At 72.7% G+C, this 19893-nt stretch carries 14 protein-coding genes; 11 read left to right on the plus strand and 3 right to left on the minus strand.

Annotation, left to right across the window (positions count from 1 at the left end; all coding sequences use genetic code 11):
- The first annotated feature begins 147 nt into the window (after positions 1–147).
- The 5 genes from KM933_RS08165 to KM933_RS08185 all read left to right on the plus strand — a co-directional run bounded on the left by KM933_RS08165 (position 148) and on the right by KM933_RS08185 (position 6870).
- On the plus strand, positions 148–1341 hold the full coding sequence (locus tag KM933_RS08165) for a CaiB/BaiF CoA transferase family protein (protein WP_221349704.1): 1194 nt from the start codon (positions 148–150) through the stop codon (positions 1339–1341).
- Positions 1338–2480, plus strand: coding sequence for an acyl-CoA dehydrogenase family protein (locus KM933_RS08170; protein ID WP_221349706.1), 1143 nt, complete (start codon positions 1338–1340; stop codon positions 2478–2480). Before KM933_RS08165 ends, KM933_RS08170 begins: the two co-directional genes overlap by 4 nt.
- A 41-nt stretch (positions 2481–2521) precedes the next feature.
- Positions 2522–3736, plus strand: a complete 1215-nt coding sequence (locus tag KM933_RS08175) for an acetyl-CoA C-acetyltransferase (protein ID WP_221349708.1) — start codon at positions 2522–2524, stop codon at positions 3734–3736.
- A gap of 57 nt (positions 3737–3793) precedes the next feature.
- Positions 3794–5995: a 3-hydroxyacyl-CoA dehydrogenase NAD-binding domain-containing protein gene (locus KM933_RS08180; RefSeq protein ID WP_221349710.1), complete on the plus strand. Its 2202-nt coding sequence runs from the start codon at positions 3794–3796 to the stop codon at positions 5993–5995.
- A 104-nt stretch (positions 5996–6099) separates the two neighbouring features.
- Positions 6100–6870, plus strand: a complete 771-nt coding sequence (locus KM933_RS08185) for an SDR family NAD(P)-dependent oxidoreductase (protein WP_221349712.1) — start codon at positions 6100–6102, stop codon at positions 6868–6870.
- Between the two features lie 28 nt (positions 6871–6898).
- Here KM933_RS08185 and KM933_RS08190 read toward each other — a convergent pair whose 3' ends face one another.
- Positions 6899–7633, minus strand: a complete 735-nt coding sequence (locus KM933_RS08190; protein WP_221349715.1) for a MerR family transcriptional regulator — start codon at positions 7631–7633, stop codon at positions 6899–6901.
- Between the two features lie 219 nt (positions 7634–7852).
- Between KM933_RS08190 and KM933_RS08195 the strand changes: the two genes are divergently transcribed.
- The 4 genes from KM933_RS08195 (at position 7853) to KM933_RS08210 (ending at position 13343) form a co-directional block, all read left to right on the plus strand.
- Positions 7853–8101, plus strand: a complete 249-nt coding sequence (locus tag KM933_RS08195; protein WP_221349716.1) for a hypothetical protein — start codon at positions 7853–7855, stop codon at positions 8099–8101.
- A gap of 91 nt (positions 8102–8192) precedes the next feature.
- Positions 8193–10184 (plus strand): Xaa-Pro dipeptidyl-peptidase, encoded by a 1992-nt coding sequence (locus KM933_RS08200; protein ID WP_221349718.1) that lies wholly within the window; start codon positions 8193–8195, stop codon positions 10182–10184.
- Positions 10181–11545, plus strand: coding sequence for a M14 family metallopeptidase (locus KM933_RS08205; protein WP_221349720.1), 1365 nt, complete (start codon positions 10181–10183; stop codon positions 11543–11545). The genes KM933_RS08200 and KM933_RS08205 overlap by 4 nt, the downstream gene beginning before the upstream one ends.
- 88 nt (positions 11546–11633) lie before the next feature.
- Positions 11634–13343, plus strand: coding sequence for a BCCT family transporter (locus KM933_RS08210; RefSeq protein WP_221349723.1), 1710 nt, complete (start codon positions 11634–11636; stop codon positions 13341–13343).
- Between the two features lie 155 nt (positions 13344–13498).
- Here KM933_RS08210 and KM933_RS39095 read toward each other — a convergent pair whose 3' ends face one another.
- The gene (locus KM933_RS39095; RefSeq protein ID WP_308013305.1) at positions 13499–14467 is read right to left on the minus strand and encodes an FAD-dependent oxidoreductase; all 969 of its coding nucleotides are present in this window, start codon (positions 14465–14467) and stop codon (positions 13499–13501) included.
- A gap of 66 nt (positions 14468–14533) precedes the next feature.
- Between KM933_RS39095 and KM933_RS39100 the strand changes: the two genes are divergently transcribed.
- Together KM933_RS39100 and KM933_RS08220 are read left to right on the plus strand one after the other, a co-directional pair.
- Positions 14534–15571: an oxidoreductase gene (locus KM933_RS39100; RefSeq protein WP_260333243.1), complete on the plus strand. Its 1038-nt coding sequence runs from the start codon at positions 14534–14536 to the stop codon at positions 15569–15571.
- Positions 15572–15707: 136 nt separating this feature from the next.
- A complete protein-coding gene (locus tag KM933_RS08220) occupies positions 15708–17348 on the plus strand; it encodes an ABC-F family ATP-binding cassette domain-containing protein (protein WP_221349725.1) in 1641 nt (546 codons plus the stop codon).
- An 87-nt stretch (positions 17349–17435) separates the two neighbouring features.
- On the opposite strand, the gene KM933_RS08225 is transcribed toward KM933_RS08220, so the two are convergent.
- The gene (locus tag KM933_RS08225; RefSeq protein WP_221349727.1) at positions 17436–19841 is read right to left on the minus strand and encodes a Tex family protein; all 2406 of its coding nucleotides are present in this window, start codon (positions 19839–19841) and stop codon (positions 17436–17438) included.
- Between the last annotated feature and the right edge of the window lie 52 nt (positions 19842–19893).

Below are 19893 nucleotides of genomic sequence, written 5' to 3' on the forward strand. Positions count from 1 at the left end.
GTGGCCGAGGCTAGCGTGAGGCGGAAGGAGGGGGAGCGGGGGCCCCGCAATCGGCCGAGCGCCTGCCCGCCGAGGGCTTGTGCGGAGTGGAACACGTTCTTAACATCACTGATGTTACATCAGTTGTGTCACAGTGCTGGGGGCTTGATGGCAGCGGCGGAGACGGCGGGGCACGGCCCGCTGACCGGGGTGCGCGTGGTCGAGCTCGCGGGCATCGGGCCGGGCCCGTTCGCCGCCATGCTGCTGGCCGATCTGGGCGCGGACGTCGTCCGCGTGGACCGGCCGGGCGGCGCGGGACTCGCGATCGATCCCGCCCTCGACCTCACCAACCGCAACAAGCGCTCGGTGGTCGTCGACCTCAAGGCGCCCGGCGGTGCCGAGCGGGTCCTCGGCCTCGCCGAGCGCGCCGACGTCCTCGTCGAGGGCTACCGCCCCGGCGTCGCCGAGCGCCTGGGCGTCGGGCCCGCCGACTGCCACGCCCGCAATCCGGCGCTCGTCTACGGCCGGATGACCGGCTGGGGCCAGGACGGGCCGCTCGCCCCGCGCGCCGGGCACGACATCGCCTACATCGCGCTGACCGGCACCCTCGGCATGATCGGCGCCCCCGACGGGCCGCCCGCCGTCCCCGCCAACCTCGTCGGGGACTACGCGGGCGGCTCGCTCTACCTCGTCGTCGGCGTCCTCGCCGCCCTCCACCACGCGCGCGCCACCGGCACCGGACAGGTCGTGGACGCGGCGATCGTGGACGGCACGGCCCACCTCGCCTCGATGATCCACGGCATGCTGGCCGCCGGCGGCTGGCAGGACCGGCGCGGCGCCAACCTCCTGGACGGCGGCTGCCCCTACTACGGGACGTACGAGGCGGCCGACGGCCGGTACCTGGCGGTCGGCGCGCTGGAGGAGCGGTTCTACGCGGAGTTCACCGAGCTCCTCGGCCTCGGGGGGTACGCCTCGGCGCACCGGGACCCCGCCCGCTGGGACGAGCTGCGCGAGGCGGTCGCGGCCCGCTTCAGGACCCGTACGCGCGACGAGTGGACCGCGCTCTTCGAGGGGTCCGACGCGTGCGTGGCACCCGTGCTGTCCCTGCGCGAGGCGCCGCACCACCCGCACCTCGCGGCGCGCGGCACCTTCACCGAGCACGGCGGCGTCACCCAGCCCGCCCCCGCGCCGCGGTTCTCCGCCACCCCCACCGCCGTCCGCCGCGGGCCCGCCCTGCCGGGCACCGGCACCGCGGAGGTGGCCCGCGACTGGGACGTACCGGATCTCCTGAAGGGCGCCCCGGGGCCGGAGAACGCCTCCGGACCGGAGGGCACCCGCGAACCGAAGGGCACCCCCGGATGAAGCGGCAGATCTTCACGTCCGAGCACGAGGCGTTCCGCGGGACCGTCCGCACCTTCCTCGCCAAGGAGGTGCTCCCGCACCACGCGCAGTGGGAGGCGGACGGCATCGTCCCGCGCGAGGTGTGGCTGGCGGCGGGCCGGCAGGGGCTGCTCGGCCTCGCCGTCCCCGAGGAGTACGGGGGAGGGGGCGACGCGGACTTCCGCCACAGTGCCGTCCTCACCGAGGAGTTCACCCGGGCCGGCGCCGCCGGGCCCGCGCTCGGGCTGCACAACGACGTCATCGGGCCCTATCTGACGGGCCTCGGCACCGAGGAGCAGAAGCGGCGCTGGCTGCCCGGCTTCTGCGACGGCTCCCTGATCACCGCCATCGCCATGACCGAGCCCGGCGCCGGCTCCGACCTCCAGGGCATCAGGACGCGCGCCGAGGACCGGGGCGACCACTGGCTGCTCAACGGCGCCAAGACCTTCATCTCCAACGGCATCCTGGCCGACCTCGTCGTCGTCGTCGCCAGGACCACGCCCGAGGGCGGCGCGAAGGGTCTCTCCCTGCTGGTCGTCGAGCGCGGCACGGAGGGCTTCGAGCGCGGCCGCAACCTCGACAAGATCGGCCAGAAGGCGCAGGACACCGCCGAGCTGTTCTTCCACGACGTACGCGTGCCCAAGGCGAACCTGCTGGGTGAGCTGAACGGCGCCTTCGTGCACCTGATGACGAACCTCGCGCAGGAGCGGCTGGGCATCGCCGTGGCGGGGATCGCCGCCGCCGAACACCTGCTGGAGATCACCACGGAGTACGTCAGGAAGCGCGAGGCATTCGGACGGCCCCTGTCCAAGCTCCAGCACATCCGCTTCGAGGTGGCGGAGATGGCCACCGAGTGCGCGGTCACCCGGACCTTCGTCGACCGCTGCATCGCCGACCACACGGCCGGCGAACTGGACGCGGTGCACGCCTCGATGGCCAAGTGGTGGGCCACCGAACTGCAGAAACGCGTCGCGGACCGCTGCCTCCAGCTGCACGGCGGCTACGGCTACATGACGGAGTACCGCGTCGCCAAGGCGTTCACGGACGGCCGCATCCAGACCATCTACGGCGGGACGACCGAGATCATGAAGGAGATCATCGGCCGTTCCCTGCTCGGCTGACCGCCCCGTTCCCCTCCGGGCCCCTCCCGAAAGGTTCACGAGTGACCACCGAAGCGTACGTGTACGACGCGATCCGCACCCCGCGTGGCCGCGGCAAGGCGAACGGCGCCCTGCACGGCACCAAGCCCGTCGACCTGGTCGTCGGGCTGATCCACGAGCTCCGGGCCCGCTTCCCGGGGCTCGACCCGGCCGCGATCGACGACATCGTGCTCGGTGTCGTCGGACCGGTCGGCGACCAGGGCTCCGACATCGCCCGTATCGCGGCCATCGCCGCCGGACTGCCGGACACCGTGGCCGGCGTCCAGGAGAACCGCTTCTGTGCCTCGGGCCTGGAAGCCGTCAACCTGGCCGCGATGAAGGTCCGCTCGGGCTGGGAGGACCTCGTCCTCGCGGGCGGCGTCGAGTCGATGTCCCGGGTGCCGATGGCCTCCGACGGCGGCGCCTGGTTCGCCGACCCGATGACCAACCTCGCCACGGACTTCGTACCGCAGGGCATCGGCGCCGACCTCATCGCCACCGTCGAGGGCTTCTCCCGCCGCGACGTCGACGAGTACGCGGCGCTGTCCCAGGAGCGCGCCGCCGCGGCGCAGAAGGACGGCCGGTTCGCGAGGTCGGTCGTCCCCGTGCGCGACCGCAACGGCCTCGTCGTCCTCGACCACGACGAACACCCGCGCCCCGGCACCACGGCCGACTCCCTGGCCAGGCTCAAGCCGTCCTTCGCGGACATCGGCGACCTGGGCGGCTTCGACGCCGTGGCGCTGCAGAAGTACCACTGGGTGGAGCGGATCGACCACGTCCACCACGCCGGCAACTCCTCCGGGATCGTGGACGGCGCCTCGCTCGTCGCCGTCGGCTCCCGGGAGGTCGGCGAGCGGTACGGGATCACCCCCCGCGCGCGGATCGTCTCCGCGGCCGTCTCCGGCTCCGAGCCCACCATCATGCTGACCGGCCCCGCCCCCGCCACCCGCAAGGCGCTCGCCAAGGCCGGGCTGACCATCGACGACATCGACCTCGTCGAGATCAACGAGGCATTCGCGGCGGTCGTCCTGCGCTTCGCGAAGGACATGGGCCTGTCCCTGGACAAGGTCAACGTCAACGGCGGCGCCATCGCCCTCGGACACCCGCTGGGTGCGACCGGCGCGATGATCCTCGGCACGCTCGTCGACGAACTGGAGCGCCAGGACAAGCGGTTCGGCCTCGCCACGCTGTGCGTGGGCGGCGGCATGGGCATCGCGACGATCATCGAACGTCTGTAACCCCCGGTGGAGCACCGGACTTCTGTGGACCCCCGGACCTCGACGGAGAAGAACCCCATGACCGAGAGCACCACCATCCGCTGGGAGCAGGACGGGACCGGGGTCGTCACCCTGGTCCTCGACGACCCCGACCAGTCCGCGAACACCATGAACCAGGCGTTCAGGCGGTCGCTCACCGCGGTCGCCGACCGCCTGGAGGCAGCGGTCCGGGACGACCCGCGGTCCGTGCGCGGTGTCATCCTCACCTCCGCCAAGAAGACCTTCTTCGCGGGGGGCGACCTGCGCGACCTCATCAGGGTCACCCCGGAGACGGCACGGCAGCTCTTCGAGGGCGGCCTCGCCGTCAAGCGCGACCTGCGCCGCATCGAGACCCTCGGCAAGCCCGTCGTCGCCGCCCTGAACGGCGCGGCCCTGGGCGGCGGGTACGAGCTCGCGCTGGCCTGCCACCACCGGATCGCCCTCGACGCGCCCGGCTCGAAGATCGGCTGCCCCGAGGTCACCCTCGGCCTGCTGCCCGGAGGCGGCGGCGTCGTCAGGACCGTACGCCTCCTCGGCATCGCCGACGCCCTCCTCAAGGTGCTGCTCCAGGGCACCCAGTACAGCCCCAGGCGCGCACTGGAGAACGGCCTCGTGCACGAAGTGGCCGCCACCCGCGAGGAGATGCTGGAGCGGGCCCGCGCCTTCATCGACGCCCACCCCGAGTCGAGCCAGCCCTGGGACAGGCCCGGCTACCGCATCCCCGGCGGCACCCCCTCCAGCCCGAAGTTCGCGGCGAACCTGCCCTCCTTCCCGGCCAACCTGCGCAAGCAGACGGGCGGCGCGCCCTACCCGGCGCCGCGCAACATCCTCGCGGCGGCCGTGGAGGGCTCCCAGGTCGACTTCGAGACCGCGCAGGTCGTCGAGGCGCGCTACTTCGTGGAGCTGGCCGCCGGACAGACCGCCAAGAACATGATCCAGGCGTTCTTCTTCGACCTCCAGGCCGTCAACTCCGGGGCCAACCGCCCCCGGGGCGTCGAACCGCGCCAGGTCCGCAGGGTCGCCGTCCTGGGCGCCGGGATGATGGGCGCCGGCATCGCGTACGCGTGCGCCCGCGCCGGCCTCGACGTCGTCCTCAAGGACGTGTCCGCCGAGGCCGCCACCAAGGGCAAGGGCTACTCCGAGAAGCTCTGCGCCAAGGCCGTCTCCCGCGGCCGTACGAGCCGGGAGAAGGCCGACGCCCTGCTCGCCCGCATCACGCCCACCGCCGACCCGGACGACCTGGCGGGCTGCGACGCCGTCATCGAGGCCGTCTTCGAGGACCCGGAGCTCAAGCACAAGGTGTTCCAGGAGATCCAGCACGTCGTCGAGCCGGACGCGCTGCTGTGCTCCAACACCTCGACCCTGCCGATCACCGCGCTCGCCGAGGGCGTCGAGCGGCAGGCCGACTTCGTCGGACTGCACTTCTTCTCGCCCGTCGACAAGATGCCGCTCGTCGAGATCGTCAAGGGGGAGCGGACCGGCGACGAGGCCCTGGCGCGCGCCTTCGACCTCGTACGGCAGATCAGGAAGACCCCGATCGTCGTCAACGACTCGCGGGGCTTCTTCACCTCCCGGGTCATCGGGCGCTTCCTCGACGAGGGCGTGGCGATGGTCGGGGAGGGCGTCGAGCCCGCCTCCGTCGAGCAGGCCGCCGCCCAGGCCGGTTACCCGGCCAAGGTGCTCTCGCTGATGGACGAGCTGACGCTCACCCTGCCCCGCAGGATCCGCGCCGAGTCGAGGCGGGCCGTCGAGGCGGCGGGCGGCACCTGGACGCCGCACCCCGCCGAGGCCGTCGTCGACCGCATGGTCGACGAGTTCGGCCGCACCGGCCGCAGCGGCGGCGCGGGCTTCTACGAGTACGGGGAGGACGGCGGCCGGGCCGGGCTGTGGCCCGGACTGCGGGAGCACTTCACCCGTCCGGGCGCGGAGATCCCGTTCCGGGACATGCAGGAACGCATGCTGTTCAGTGAGGCGCTGGACACCGTCCGGCTCCTGGAGGAGGGCGTCCTGACGTCGGTCGCCGACGCGAACATCGGGTCCCTCTTCGGGATCGGCTTCCCCGGCTGGACGGGCGGCGTCCTGCAGTACGTCAACGGGTACGAGGGGGGCGACGGGACGGTCGGGCCGGCTGCGTTCGTGGTCCGCGCGCGGGAGCTGGCCGAGCGCTACGGGGAGCGGTTCGCGCCGCCCGCGCTGCTCGTGGAGAAGGCGGAGAGGGGTGAGCGGTTCACCGACGGGTGACCCCGCCGGTGAACCGGGGTCCGGCTGCGGCGCCGCCGCAGCCGTTCCGGAGACCGGAAACGCCCCCTTGCCGCCCTTCCGCCGGTTCCGCACACTCTCACCCCATGGAGACGCGCACCGCCCTGGTGACCGGCGCGGCACAGGGCCTCGGGCAGGAGTTCGCCGTCGCCCTCGCGGGGCGGGGCTACCGGGTCGCGGGACTCGACCTGGTCCCGCAGCGGGAGACGGCCGGCCGCATCCTGGACTACGTGGAGCTGGTCGCCGACACCACGGACGAGGCGCAGATCCACGGGGCCCTGGAGCAGGTGCTGGAGCGGTTCGGCACCCTGCACGTCCTGGTCAACAACGTCAACAACGTCGGCGACGCGGGTGTCCGCTCCCCGTCGGCCTTCGAGGACATCACGCCCGAGGAGTGGCGGCGGATCATGCGCGTCAACCTGGAGGCACCGTTCCTGATGGTCCGTGCGGTGCTGCCGTACCTGAGGGCGGCGGGCTGGGGCCGCATCGTGAACATCGTCCCGGCCGCGGTCCGCACCGCCCCGCCCACGATGGTGGCGCGCACGGCCTCGGAGGCCGGACTGATCGGCTTCACCCGCTCGCTGGCCTCGGCGCTTGGTCCCTGCGGCATCACCGTCAACGCGATCGCGCCGGGCCTGGTCCGTACGGAGACCGCGGAGACCGCGGAGACCGGAGAGCGCACGGAGCACACGGCCGGTGCGAACGGCGGTTCCGGGCAGGTCCGCGCGCGGCAGGCCGTTCCGGGAACCCAGGAGCCCGCCGATCTCGTCTCGACCCTCCTGTACGTGGTCGACGAGGGCAGCGGTTTCCTCACGGGCCAGACGCTCGACGTGGCGGGGGGTCCGGTCCGTGCGTAGGCCGGCGGCCGGGTGGGCGGGCCCGCGTTCAGGGATTGCCCAGCCACTCCCGCAGCTCCTCGTTGAGACTGCGCTGGAAGGTCGTCAGCAGGGCCTGCACCACCAGTGGCTGCATGTGCGCGGAGAGGTTTTTCACGGCCTCGACCGAGTCGTGCCCGGACACCTCCTCCCGGAACAGCAGGGAGAGCTCGTGGGCCGCGGCGCGGGTGTGCTCCACCATGACCGTGCGCGCGGCGAGTATCGTCTCGTGCGCCATGGGCACGTCGAGCAGCTGGACGCCGAGCCGCAGCAGCCCCAGATCCACGCGGTACGCGTCCGGTCCGGTCGTCCCTCCTTCGGCCGTCCCTCCTCCCGCCGTCTCCCGCAGGACGCCCATCGCGGCGAGCCGGTCCAGGTCCTCCTCGCCGAGCGGACGCCCCGCCCTGCGCTCCAGCTCCGCCCGGTCCAGCACCTCGGCGGCGTCGGGCGCCCAGGAGGCCACCACGGCCCGGTGGATGGCCAGGTCGTGGGCGCTGAGCCCGTCCGGCAGCTGCCGCAGATAGCGCTCGATACCGGCCAGCGTCATCCCCTGCTGCTGCAACTCCTCGATGAGCGCGAGGCGGGACAGGTGCTCCTGCCCGTAGTGCCCCACCCGGCGCGGCCCGATCACGGGGGGCGGCAGCAGCCCCCTGGTGCTGTAGAAGCGGACCGTCCGCACGGTGACGCCCGCCCGCGCGGCCAGCTCGTCGACGGTGAGTGCCGTTCCCCCGATGTCCGTCGCCATGCCTGCTCCTCCGGGTACCGCGTCCACCGCCTGACGCCATCTGGTGCGGTGCAACAGTATTGCTGTCTCACCTGTCCTGTGAAAGATCTCCGGCCTCGTGGGGGATCTCCGGGGGGAGCACCGTACGCAAAGGGGCCGGGAGGCGGCCAGGATCTGCTTCCGGTCAATGTCGGCGCATATGCGCGTTGCCGCATGCGGAGGAACGGGTAAGTAGTGTCCATGGACCTCATTCCTTACCCTGGCTCATCCCGCCCGGAGATCCCGGACCCCGCCCCCGCGGCGGGACGGGCCGAGGGCATCCGCGCACGGGACGCCATCCTGGCCGAGGGCCGGATCCGCAGGGAGGCCCACTGCGCCACGGCCGAGACGGAACTCCGCATCGCGATCTCGGAACTGGCCTCGAACCTGGCGGGCAGGGCGCTGGAGGAGCACGCCCCGACCCCGCCCGGCGAACGCGCGCGGGAGTAGGCCCCGTCCACCGCTCCCGCCCCGCACCACCCGTCCTCCGTTCCCGAAGGACCCCTGTCGCGCGGGCAGTTGACCGGAGTACCTTCCGCCCATGCGGACACCTGTGCGCCCTCTGCGCCCCCTCATCCGGAGATCGCTCGCGACGGCGGCCACCGCCGCCCTGGCGGCCGCTCTCCTGACCCCGGCCGCCTCGGCCGCCCCGCCCGCCCCGCCCGGCGCCCACAGCGCTCCGCGCGAGAGCACCCCGGTCCACTCGTACGACGACGCGATCCGTGAGTCCGTCTGGGTGGACACCCGGCTGGACAGCGACGCCGACGGAAGGACCGACCGCGTCGCCGTCGACATCGTGCGTCCCCGCGAACCCGCCCGGCAGGGCCGCAAGATCCCCGTGATCATGGACGCCAGCCCGTACTACTCCTGCTGCGGACGCGGCAACGAGAGCCAGCGCAAGACCTACGACGCCGACGGCGACATCGTCCAGATGCCGCTGTACTACGACAACTACTTCGTACCGCGCGGCTACGCCTTCGTGGCCGTGGACCTCGCCGGCACCAACCGCTCCGACGGCTGCGTGGACGTCGGCGGCCGCTCCGACGTCCGGTCCGCGAAGGCCGTCGTCGACTGGCTGAACGGCCGCGGCAAGGGCTACACCTCCCGTACGGGGAGCACGAAGGCCGCGGCCGGCTGGACCAACGGCAGAACCGGCATGATCGGCAAGAGCTACGACGGCACGATCGCCAACGGCGTCGCCGCCACCGGCGTCGAGGGCCTGGAGACGATCGTCCCCATCGCCGCCATCTCCTCCTGGTACGACTACTACTTCGCCCAGGGCGCCCCCCTCTACGACTCCGGCCCGGAGTGGCTGTCGGACTACGTGGAGAGTCCCGAGGCCCGCGCCAGGTGCGCCGCCGTCCAGCGGGAGATCGTCGAGGGCGCCCCGCGCACCGGCGACCGGACGAAGTTCTGGACCGAGCGCGACTACGTGAAGGACGTCCACAAGGTCGACGCCAGCGTCTTCGTCATCCACGGCATGCAGGACCTCAACGTCCGCCCGAAACACTTCGGCCAGTGGTGGGACGGCCTCGCGGAGAACGGCGTCGACCGCAAGATCTGGCTGTCCCAGACCGGCCACGTCGACCCCTTCGACTTCCGCCGCGCCGAGTGGGCCGACACCCTGCACCGCTGGTTCGACCACGAACTCCTCGGCTACGACAACGGCGTCGACGACGAACCCATGGCCGACATCGAGCGCGCCCCCGACCGGTGGGTCACCTCCGACGTCTGGCCGCCGCGCGCCACCGGTACCGTGACCCTGCGCCCGGACAAGGGCGGGCAGGCGGGCGTCGGCACCCTCGGACTGCGTACCGGATCGGGCACCGAGACCTTCACCGACGACCCGGGCCAGGACGAGGGCGACTGGGCGGCCGGGATCGACCGCCCCACGTCCGCCAAGGCCGGCTTCGTCACCCGGCCGCTCACCCGCGACGTCCGCCTGTCCGGCTCGTCCAGGGTGACCGTCACCGCCACGCCGACCACGTCGAGCGCGCACCTGTCCGCCGTCCTGGTCGACCTCGGCCCCGACACCATCAGGGACTACGCCGCCACCGGCGAGGGCATCACGACCCTCGCCGAGCGCACCTGCTGGGGACCGAGCACCCCCGGCGACAGCTCCTGCTTCAGGGAGACCGCCGCCAGGACCACCGCCGTCGAGCACACGGTGTTCAGCCGCGGCTGGGCCGACCTGGGCAACCACGCGTCCGCCGGGAAGGGCGAACCGCTCACCCCGGGCAAGCGGTACACCATCACCCTCGACCTGCACGCGAGCGACCACGTCGTCCCGAAGGGCCACCGGCTCGCGCTGATCGTCGCCGGCACCGACCAGGGTCTCATCGACCCGCCGTCGAGCACCCCGACCCTCACGCTCGACCTGTCCCGTACGTCGGCCCGTGTCCCGCTCGTCGGGGGCACCGCCGCCTTCGCCCGTGCCACCTCGGGATCCCCGCACATCACACCCGACGCGATCCTCGACGGAGTCGACGGACCCCGCGCCACCCACCGCGTCCCCGCAGGCGGCAGCCGATGACACCACGGACGACACGACGGATGGCACAACGAATGGCACGACGGCCGGCACGACCCACCGCACGACCGGTGACACGGGCGGTGGCGGCAGGCCGTACCGCGGTCCTCGCCCTGACGGCGGCGGTGCTCGCCGCCCCCCTCCTGACCGCGCCCGCCCACGCGGCCGAACGCCCGCCGCGCACCGGGTTCGAGCGGACCGGCGGAGCACGCTGGACGACCCAGGACGAGGAGCATGCCTTCCTCACCGCCGTGGACCGGGCGAGCGACAGGGTCTCGCTCAGCCGCATAGGCACCACGAAGCAGGACCGCCCCGTCCAGCTCGTACGCGTCGGCAGCCGGCACGCCGCCACCACCGTGCTGCTCGTCTGCAGCCAGCACGGCGACGAGCCGTCCGGGCGCGAGGCGTGCCTCTCCGCCGTCCGCGACCTCGCCCACGCGAAGGACCCGCGCACCCGCGGGTTCCTCGACCGCACCACGGTGCTCGTCGTGCCCACCGCCAACCCGGACGGCCGGGCCGCCGGTACCCGCGGCAACAGCGACGGCGTCGACATCAACCGCGACCATCTCGCGCTGCGGACGGCCGAGGGCCGCGCCCTGGCCGCCGTCGTCCGCGACCGCGGGCCCGACGTGGTCTACGACCTGCACGAGTACGGGGCCACACCCCCGTACTACGACAAGGACCTCTTCGACCTCTGGCCGCGCAACCTCAACACCCACCCCGCCGTGCACGACGAGGCGCGGAGACTGTCGGGGGCGTACGTACGGCCCGCGGCCCGCGCCGCCGGCCACTCGATCGGCACGTACGGCATCTGGACCGACCCGGTGACCGGCGACCCGGTCCAGCAGGTGGCGGGCGACGGGCAGGAGCGGATCCTGCGGAACATGTCCGGCGTCAAACACGGCGTCGGGCTGCTGATCGAGAGCCGCGTCGACCCCCTGACCGAGGCGGAGAAGGCCGACGGGGCGTTCAACAACCGGCGCCGCGTCCACTCCCAACTGGCGGCGCTGAAGGGCCTGTTCGACTTCACGGCCGAGCGGCGCGGCCGGGTCGCGGCGGCCACCTCGGCGGCCCGCCTGGCCGGTCACCGGGACACCGGACCGGTCTACACGGGAGGCGCGGACAACGACCCGGCCGAGCCGTCCGAGACCATCGGCGACCCGCCCTGCGCCTACCGGCTGACGGCGGATCAATACGCGGACGTAGGGGACGAACTGACCCTGCACGGCGTCAGGGTGCGCCAGGAGGCGTCCGGCGGCGCGGTCGTCCCGCTGCGCCAGTCCCTGCGCTCTCTCGTCCCGCTGCTGCTCGACGAACGCGCCCCGTACCACCTGACGACCGCGGAGCCCGACACCCGCTGCTGAGGCGGTTGCTATCGGCGGCACCTGTGGTAGGTCCTAGGCACACAAAAAGATATGTGTGGCCGAAAGCTTTCCAGGGAAGGTGGCGCCGATGACCGAAGATCTCAAGGACAGGGGAGGCCGGGGCGATCCGTCGGGCGTTCCCGGCGGCCCCGGCCACCCTCAAACCGACCGCGTGGTGTTCGGTGTCACAGCCGCGCTCACCGTGGCCTTCGTGATCTGGGGATCGGTGGCCACCGACTCCCTGGAGAGCGCCTCCTCGAAAATGCTCAACGGCCTGATCCACAACGGCGGATGGGCGTTCATGCTCGCCGCCTCGGGGTTCGTGGTCTTCGCCCTGTGGCTCGCGGTCAGCCGTTACGGAAGGATCCACCTCGGCGCGGAGGGCGAGGAGCCCGAGTTCCGCACCGTCTCCTGGGTGGCGATGATGTTCAGCGCCGGCATGGGCATCGGTCTGATGTTCTACGGCGTGAGCGAGCCCCTCTCGCACTACTCGACGCCCCCGCCGGGCACCGACCCCGCCGACTCCGCGGAACGCATGGAGACGGCGATGGCCACCACCCTCTTCCACTGGACGCTGCACCCCTGGGCGATCTACGCGGTGGTCGGTCTCGCCATCGCCTACAGCGCCTACCGCAAACGGCGCCGCCAGACCATCAGCGCGGTCTTCACCCCGCTCATCGGCGAGAAGCACGCGAACGGCTCGGCGGGCCGGGCGATCGACATCCTCGCCATCATCGCCACGATCTTCGGGTCGGCCGCCTCACTGGGACTGGGCGCCCTGCAGATCGGCTCCGGCTTCACGGAGCTGGACTGGATGGACGAGGTCAGCGACGGTCTGCTCGTCGCCATCATCGCCGTGCTGACCGTGGCGTTCGTCGCCTCGGCCGTCTCCGGCATCGAGAGGGGCATCCAGTGGCTGTCCAACACCAACATGGTGCTGGCCCTGGTGCTCGCGCTGTTCGTGTTCGTCGCGGGTCCCACGATCATCGTCCTGGACCTGCTGCCGACCTCGTTCTTCTCCTACCTCGGTGACCTGCCCCAGCTGGCGGGGCGCACCGAGGCCAGCGGCGGCGAGGGCGTCGCGGACTGGCTCGGCAGCTGGACCGTCTTCTACTGGGCGTGGTGGATCTCCTGGACGCCCTTCGTCGGCATGTTCATCGCCCGCATCAGCCGCGGCCGCACCATCCGGCAGTTCGTCGGCGGTGTCATCCTGGTGCCCAGCACGGTCAGCCTCGTCTGGTTCGCGGTCTTCGGCGGTTCGGCGATGAAGCTGAAGGAGGGCGGCGCGCTCGGCGACGAGTCGACCGCCGAGGGACAGCTCTTCGGTGTCCTGCAGGAGTTCCCCATCGCGACCGCCACCAGCCTGCTCGTGATGATCCTCGTCGGCATCTTCTTCGTCTCGGGCGCCGACGCCGCGTCCATCGTGATGGGCACGCTCTCCCAGAAGGGCGCCCTCGAACCCGGCCGCCTCGTGGTGGTGTTCTGGGGCGTGGTGACCGGAGCGGTCGCCGCCATCATGCTGCTGGTCGGCACGGAGGGCAACGCGCTCACCGGCCTGCAGAACCTCACCATCCTGGCCGCCGCGCCCTTCGTCCTCGTGATGATCGGCATGTGTGTCGCCCTCATGCGCGACCTGCGCAGGGACCCGGTCATCGTCCGCAACGAGATGGGCTCCGAAGCGGTGGAACTGGCCGTGATCGAGGGCCACCGCAAGTACGACGGCGACTTCGAGATCAGGGTGGGCCCGGGAGCCGGCACGGAGACGGAGGGCGACCCCCTGGGCCACGACCACACCTGACCGCCCCGCGCCACGACAGGGGCGCCCCACCTTTCCAGGCACGGGGCGCCCCACACCCCCAGGGGCGCGGGGAACTGCGCGACCGGCCACGACGCACCCGCGCCCGGCACACGACCGTACCCACCCCCCCCACCCTTCTCCGACCCTCCGCACCCTCACCCGCCGACGAGCCCCAGAACGACCTCCGCACACCCCCACGCCACAGTGACCCCCGCCCCACCGTGCCCGTAGTTGTGCACCAGCACCCCGGCCCCGCCCCCGCCGTCCGGGGCTACCCGTTCGAGCCGCACGGCCCCCCGCACGGGCCGCAACCCCACCCGGTGACCCAGCACCCGCGCCCCCGCGACCTCCGGCCGCAGCGCCGCGCACCGCTCGACGATCCCCGCGGCCACCGAGGGGTCCGGGACCGAAGACCACTCGTCCGGGTCCGTGGTCCCGCCCAGCACCAGCCGCCCCGGCTGCGGGAACAGGTACGTCGTCGTCCCGGCGGACGCGTCGGTCGACACCAGCCACGTCCGGATCCCCGGGTTCTCCACGATCACCAACTGCCCCCGCACGGGCCGGACCGCCGGGTCCCCCACGAGCTCCCGGGCCCCGAGCCCGGTGCAGTTGACGACCACCCCCGCCCGCGCCGCCGGCTCGGCGAGGTCCGTCACGGTGCGGGCCTCGACCGTCCCGCCCGCCCGCAGGAACCGCGACCGCAGCCACCCCAGGTGCACCGGCATGTCGATCAGCGGCAGCCGCGCCCACAGCCCCGGGCCCGCGTACTCCTCGGCCGTGGACTCCCGCAGCCCCGGCAGCCGGGCGGCGGCCCACGCCCGCTGCTCGTCCAGCCGCTCCTCGCCCATGACGCCCTCGACCAGGCGTACGCCCGTCTCCCCGGGGCGCGCCGCCAGCTCCTCGTACACGGACAGCGACCGCAGCGCCCACCGGCGCGCGAGCCCCGTCGGCTCGATGGCGTACGGCCACCACAGCGCGCCCGCGACCGCCGAGGTGGTCCGCTCGGCGGGATCCCGCGTCCAGATCCGGACGCGCCGGCCGCTCTCGGCGAGCACGACGGCCGTCGTGAGTCCTATGACCCCGCTGCCGACCACGATCACGTCACCGCTTCGATCTTCCGCCACGCGGGGACCGTAGCGGAATACGTCATGCCGTGCTCGGAGTCCGCCCGATCCGGGAATACTCACAGCATGTCTGCCGAGTACACGACCTTCGGCCTGGCACCGGCGATGCGTGCCGGTGGAGTACTGCCCAACGGTGACTACCGGGCGCACCGGGACTTCGTGGACTTCATAGTCGACGGACGTCCGCTGCTGTACGAGCTCTCCGACCTCGACGCCGTCTCCCCCCTCGCCTCCGACGTACCACCCGCGATCTTCACCGCCCAGGTGCGCAGCCTGCTGCTGGAAGCGGACCCTCCGCTGCCGGGAGGCCGGTACGTCGTCTACGGCTGCCCGGAGTGCGAGGACCTCGCCTGCGGCGCCGTGACCGCCGTGATCGACCGGCACGGCGACGACTTCGTGTGGCGCGACTTCGCCTGGCAGACCGGTGAACTCCCGGACCTGGAACGGAACGGCTACCACGGCATCGGCCCCTTCCGCTTCCGCGGCGACGAGTACCGTGCCGCCCTCGGTCCCCTGCTCGCCGGTCCCGCGGGGCTGGGCGGTGCTGCGGGCGAACGCCGCCGGGTCCTGCTCATCGGCGCCCGGGCCGCCGTCCTGGCCAAGCTCGCCGCCGCCCTGCGCATCATCGGCATCGGCGCCGACATCACCCGGGACGCCACCGCGGTCCCCGCCGACGAACTGCGCACCTACGGCGCCGTCGCCTTCGGCCGCGCCGTCTCCGAGCAGGAACGTGCCGCCGTACGCCGGTCCTTCGACGACGCCGGGGCCGACGTGGTGTACGTCGAGGAGCTGGCCCCGATCGTCCCGCTCCTGGTGGCCCAGATAGAGAACGCCCTGGACCGCAGCCCCCGTGGCCGGCGCCGGCTGGTCCGGCTGGTCGCCGCCGACGGCGAGGCGGGCGTCGAGGTCACCTCGCCCTGCCGGGTCCAGCTGACCGCGTACCGCCTGGACCGTCTCTACCGCACCCATGCGCACGAGGTCTTCGACGGCGTCCTGGAGGCGGGCCGTCACCGGCTCGCGCTGGACGGGAGGGCGACGAGGGGGGAGTCGTTCATCGTGGCGCGGACGTCCGGGAGCGTCCTGGTGGAGGCGATGGCCCGCTGACACCCGCCGGCATCCGCCGCCACCTGCTGGTACCCGCCGGCACCCGTGCGCCGGCGGGCGGCGGGGAGCCCTCCGGCGCACGGGACGGAAACCCCGGCGCGGGCGTGCGGGCCCGGCGATTAGGATCGGCCTCCTGATGACTGCCACCCTCGTCGCCAAGAACCTCGCCGCCGGCCACGGCGACCGCACGCTCTTCGCCGAACTCGACCTCGTCGTCGCGCCCGGCGACGTGATCGGACTCGTCGGCGCCAACGGCGCGGGCAAGTCCACCCTGCTGCGCATGCTCGCCGGTCTGGTCAAGCCCGACGAGGGAGAGCTGCGGCTCTCCCCGCCCGCCGCGTCCGTCGGCCATCTGCCGCAGGAGCCGGAGCGGCGTCCGGGCGAGACCGTGGGGGAGTTCCTGGCGCGCCGCACCGGCGTGGCCGAGGCCCAGCGCCTGATGGACGAGGCCACGCAGGCACTCGTCGACGGGGCGCCGGGCGCGGACGACGCGTACGCGGACACCCTGGAGCGCTGGCTCGCGCTCGGCGGCGCCGACCTCGACGAGCGGGCCGAGGAGGTGGCCGGGCAGCTCGGCCTCGCCGTCGGCCTCGACCAGCCGATGACCTCGCTCTCCGGCGGCCAGGCGGCCCGCGCCGGACTCGCCTCGCTGCTCCTGTCCCGCTACGACGTGTTCCTGCTCGACGAGCCGACCAACGACCTCGACCTGGACGGCCTGGAGCGCCTCGAACGCTTCGTCGCGGGCCTGCGCGCGGGCACGGTCGTCGTCAGCCACGACCGCGAGTTCCTCACCCGCACGGTCACCAAGGTCCTCGAACTCGACCTGGCCCAGCAGCAGATCACCCTGTACGGCGGCGGCTACGAGGCGTACCTGGAGGAGCGGGAGGTGGCCCGCCGGCACACCCGCGAGGGATACGAGGAGTACGCCGACAAGCGGTCCGCCCTGAAGGGCCGCGCCCAGATGCAGCGCTCCTGGATGGACAAGGGCGTCAAGAACGCCCGGCGCAAGGCGAACAACGACAACGACAAGATCGGCCGCAAGTTCCGCAGCGAGGCCAGCGAGAAGCAGGCCGCGAAGGCCCGGCAGACGCAGCGCATGATCGAGCGGCTCGACGTGGTGGAGGAGCCCCGCAAGGAGTGGGAGCTGCGGATGGAGATCGCGGCGGCCCCGCGGTCGGGTTCCGTGGTCGCCACCCTGCGCGACGCCGAGGTCCGGCGCGGCGACTTCACCTTCGGCCCGGCCACGCTCCAGATCGACTGGGCCGACCGGGTGGCCGTCACCGGCGCGAACGGCGCGGGCAAGTCCACGCTGCTCGGCGCGCTGCTCGGCCGGGTGCCCCTGGACGCGGGCCACGCCTCGCTCGGCTCGGGCGTGGTCGTCGGCGAGGTCGACCAGGCGCGCAAGCTGTTCCACGGCACCGAGGCCCTGCTCGACGCGTTCTGCGCGGCCGTCCCCGACACCGAGCCGGCCGAGGTGCGCACGCTGCTGGCCAAGTTCGGCCTCAAGGCGGACCACGTGCTGCGCCCGGCCGCGAGCCTCTCCCCGGGCGAGCGCACCCGCTCGGCGCTGGCCCTCCTCCAGGGCCGCGGCGTCAACCTCCTGGTCCTCGACGAGCCGACCAACCACCTGGACCTCCCGGCGATCGAGCAGCTGGAATCGGCCCTCGACTCCTACGCGGGCACCCTGCTCCTGGTGACCCACGACCGCCGCATGCTGAACGCGGTCCGCACGACCCGCCGCCTGGAGGTCACAGCAGGAGAGGTGACAGAACACTAGGCGCCCCCGTCAGGGGCGCGGGGAACCGCGCGGCCGGCCCCCACCGGGCCCGCACCCGACAACGGCCCGGACCCGGCAGGCCGAACGTCACCCCCGCCCCTTACGCCCCTTCGGATCGACGAGCCCCGCCCGCCGCAGGGCATCAGCCATCGCACTGTTCCCGGGCGCGGGCACGGGCGCGGCACCCTTGCGTGCCGCCGGGCCCCCCGCCCCGCCGCCGGAACGGCCCCGCTGCCGAGGAGGTCGCCCGCCACCGCGCTGGGGGCGCCCGGAGTCACCCTCCTGTCCCGCCGGCGACGCCTCGTCGTCCAGCCGCAGGCTCAAAGAGATCCGCTTGCGCGGAATGTCGACCTCCAGCACCTTCACCCGCACGATGTCCCCGGACTTCACCACGTCCCGGGGGTCCTTGACGAACGTCTTCGACATCGCCGACACGTGCACCAGACCGTCCTGGTGCACGCCGACGTCCACGAAGGCGCCGAAGGCGGCCACGTTCGTGACGACCCCTTCGAGGACCATCCCCGGCTCCAGGTCGGCGATCTTCTCGACGCCGTCCTTGAAGGTGGCGGTCTTGAAGGCGGGCCGCGGGTCGCGTCCCGGCTTCTCCAGCTCCCGCAGGATGTCCGTCACCGTCGGCAGACCGAACTTCTCGTCGACGAAATCGGCCGGCCGCAGCGAGCGCAGCACCGTCGTGTTGCCGATCAGCGAGCCGACCTCGCTCCCCGCGGTCTTCACCATCCGGCGCACCACGGGGTACGCCTCGGGGTGCACGGACGACGCGTCCAGCGGGTCGTCGCCGCCGCGGATCCGCAGGAAGCCCGCGCACTGCTCGTACGCCTTCGGGCCGAGCCGCGCCACCTTCTTCAGCGCCGTGCGCGACGTGAACGGGCCGTTCGCGTCGCGGTGCGCCACGATGTTCTCGGCGAGTCCGGAGGTGATGCCGGAGACCCGGGCGAGCAGGGGCGTCGACGCCGTGTTCACGTCCACGCCGACACCGTTCACACAGTCCTCGACGACCGCGTCCAGGGAGCGCGAGAGCTTGACCTCGGACAGGTCGTGCTGGTACTGGCCGACACCGATCGACTTGGGGTCGATCTTCACCAGCTCGGCGAGCGGGTCCTGCAGACGCCGGGCGATGGAGACGGCGCCGCGCAGCGACACGTCCATGCCGGGCAGTTCCTGCGACGCGAACGCCGACGCGGAGTACACGGACGCGCCCGCCTCGGACACCATCACCTTGGTGAGGTTCAGTTCCGGGTGCTTCGCGATCAGTTCGCCGGCGAGTCTGTCCGTCTCGCGGGACGCCGTGCCGTTGCCGATCGCGATCAGCTCGACCTTGTGCTCCTTCGCGAGGCGGGCGAGCTTCGCGACGGCCTCGTCCCACCTGTTCGCCGGGACATGCGGGTGGATGACGTCCGTGGCGACGGCCTTGCCGGTCGCGTCGACCACGGCCACCTTCACCCCCGTGCGGAAGCCGGGGTCGAGGCCCAGCGTCGTGCGCGTGCCCGCCGGGGCGGCCAGCAGCAGGTCGCGCAGGTTCGCCGCGAAGACGTCGACGGCCTCGTCCTCGGCGGCCGTGCGCAGGCGCAGCCGCAGGTCGATGCCGAGGTGGACGAGCAGCCGGGTGCGCCAGGCCCAGCGGACCGTGTCCGTCAGCCACTTGTCGGCGGGGCGGCCGCGGTCGGCGATGCCGAAGCGCTGCGCGACGATTCCCTCGTACGAGGACGGGCCGGGCTGCTCCGAAGGCTCCTCGGGCTCCAGGACGAGGTCCAGGACCTCCTCCTTCTCGCCGCGCAGCATGGCGAGGACCCGGTGCGAGGGCAGGTCCTTGAAGGGCTCGGCGAAGTCGAAGTAGTCGGCGAACTTGGCGCCCGCCTCCTCCTTGCCCTCCTTCACCCTGGCGGCCAGCCGCCCGCGCGTCCACATGCGCTCGCGCAACTCGCCGATCAGGTCGGCGTCCTCCGAGAACCGCTCGGTGAGGATCGCGCGGGCGCCGTCCAGGGCGGCCTGCGGGTCGGCGACCCCCTTGCCGGCGTCGACGAAGGCCGCGGCCGCGGCGGCCGGATCGACGGACGGGTCCCCGAGGAGTCCTTCGGCGAGCGGCTCCAGGCCCGCCTCCCGCGCGATCTGCGCCTTCGTGCGCCGCTTCGGCTTGAACGGCAGGTAGATGTCCTCCAGCCGCGCCTTGGTCTCCGCGGCCCGGATCCGCGCCGCCAGTTCGTCGGTGAGCTTGCCCTGCTCGCGCACCGAGTCGAGGACCGCCGAGCGCCGCTCCTCCAGCTCCCGCAGGTAGCGCAGCCGCTCCTCGAGCGTGCGCAGCTGCGCGTCGTCGAGCATCTCGGTCGCTTCCTTGCGGTAGCGGGCGATGAAGGGCACCGTCGAACCGCCGTCGAGCAAGTCGACGGCCGCCTTGACCTGCCGCTCCCGTACGCCGAGCTCCTCGGCGATCCTGCCTTCGATGGACCCCGCGAGGGGTGGCAGCTCTGTGGTCACGATTCCCGTACCGCCTTCTTCACTGAGGTTGCGCGGCAATTGTGGCAGGTGG

This window comes from Streptomyces beigongshangae (assembly GCF_019710745.1).
Taxonomy (GTDB): domain Bacteria; phylum Actinomycetota; class Actinomycetes; order Streptomycetales; family Streptomycetaceae; genus Streptomyces; species Streptomyces beigongshangae.

Excerpts from the sequence above, each read along its gene's own strand:
- KM933_RS08165 (WP_221349704.1), top strand. The coding sequence starts at position 148 with ATGGCAGCGGCGGAGACGGCGGGGCACGGCCCGCTGACCGGGGTGCGC.
- KM933_RS08170 (WP_221349706.1), top strand. The coding sequence starts at position 1,338 with ATGAAGCGGCAGATCTTCACGTCCGAGCACGAGGCGTTCCGCGGGACC.
- KM933_RS08180 (WP_221349710.1), top strand. The coding sequence starts at position 3,794 with ATGACCGAGAGCACCACCATCCGCTGGGAGCAGGACGGGACCGGGGTC.
- KM933_RS08185 (WP_221349712.1), top strand. The coding sequence starts at position 6,100 with ATGGAGACGCGCACCGCCCTGGTGACCGGCGCGGCACAGGGCCTCGGG.
- KM933_RS08190 (WP_221349715.1), bottom strand. The coding sequence starts at position 7,633 with ATGGCGACGGACATCGGGGGAACGGCACTCACCGTCGACGAGCTGGCC.
- KM933_RS08195 (WP_221349716.1), top strand. The coding sequence starts at position 7,853 with ATGGACCTCATTCCTTACCCTGGCTCATCCCGCCCGGAGATCCCGGAC.
- KM933_RS08200 (WP_221349718.1), top strand. The coding sequence starts at position 8,193 with ATGCGGACACCTGTGCGCCCTCTGCGCCCCCTCATCCGGAGATCGCTC.
- KM933_RS08205 (WP_221349720.1), top strand. The coding sequence starts at position 10,181 with ATGACACCACGGACGACACGACGGATGGCACAACGAATGGCACGACGG.
- KM933_RS08210 (WP_221349723.1), top strand. The coding sequence starts at position 11,634 with ATGACCGAAGATCTCAAGGACAGGGGAGGCCGGGGCGATCCGTCGGGC.
- KM933_RS39100 (WP_260333243.1), top strand. The coding sequence starts at position 14,534 with ATGTCTGCCGAGTACACGACCTTCGGCCTGGCACCGGCGATGCGTGCC.
- KM933_RS08220 (WP_221349725.1), top strand. The coding sequence starts at position 15,708 with ATGACTGCCACCCTCGTCGCCAAGAACCTCGCCGCCGGCCACGGCGAC.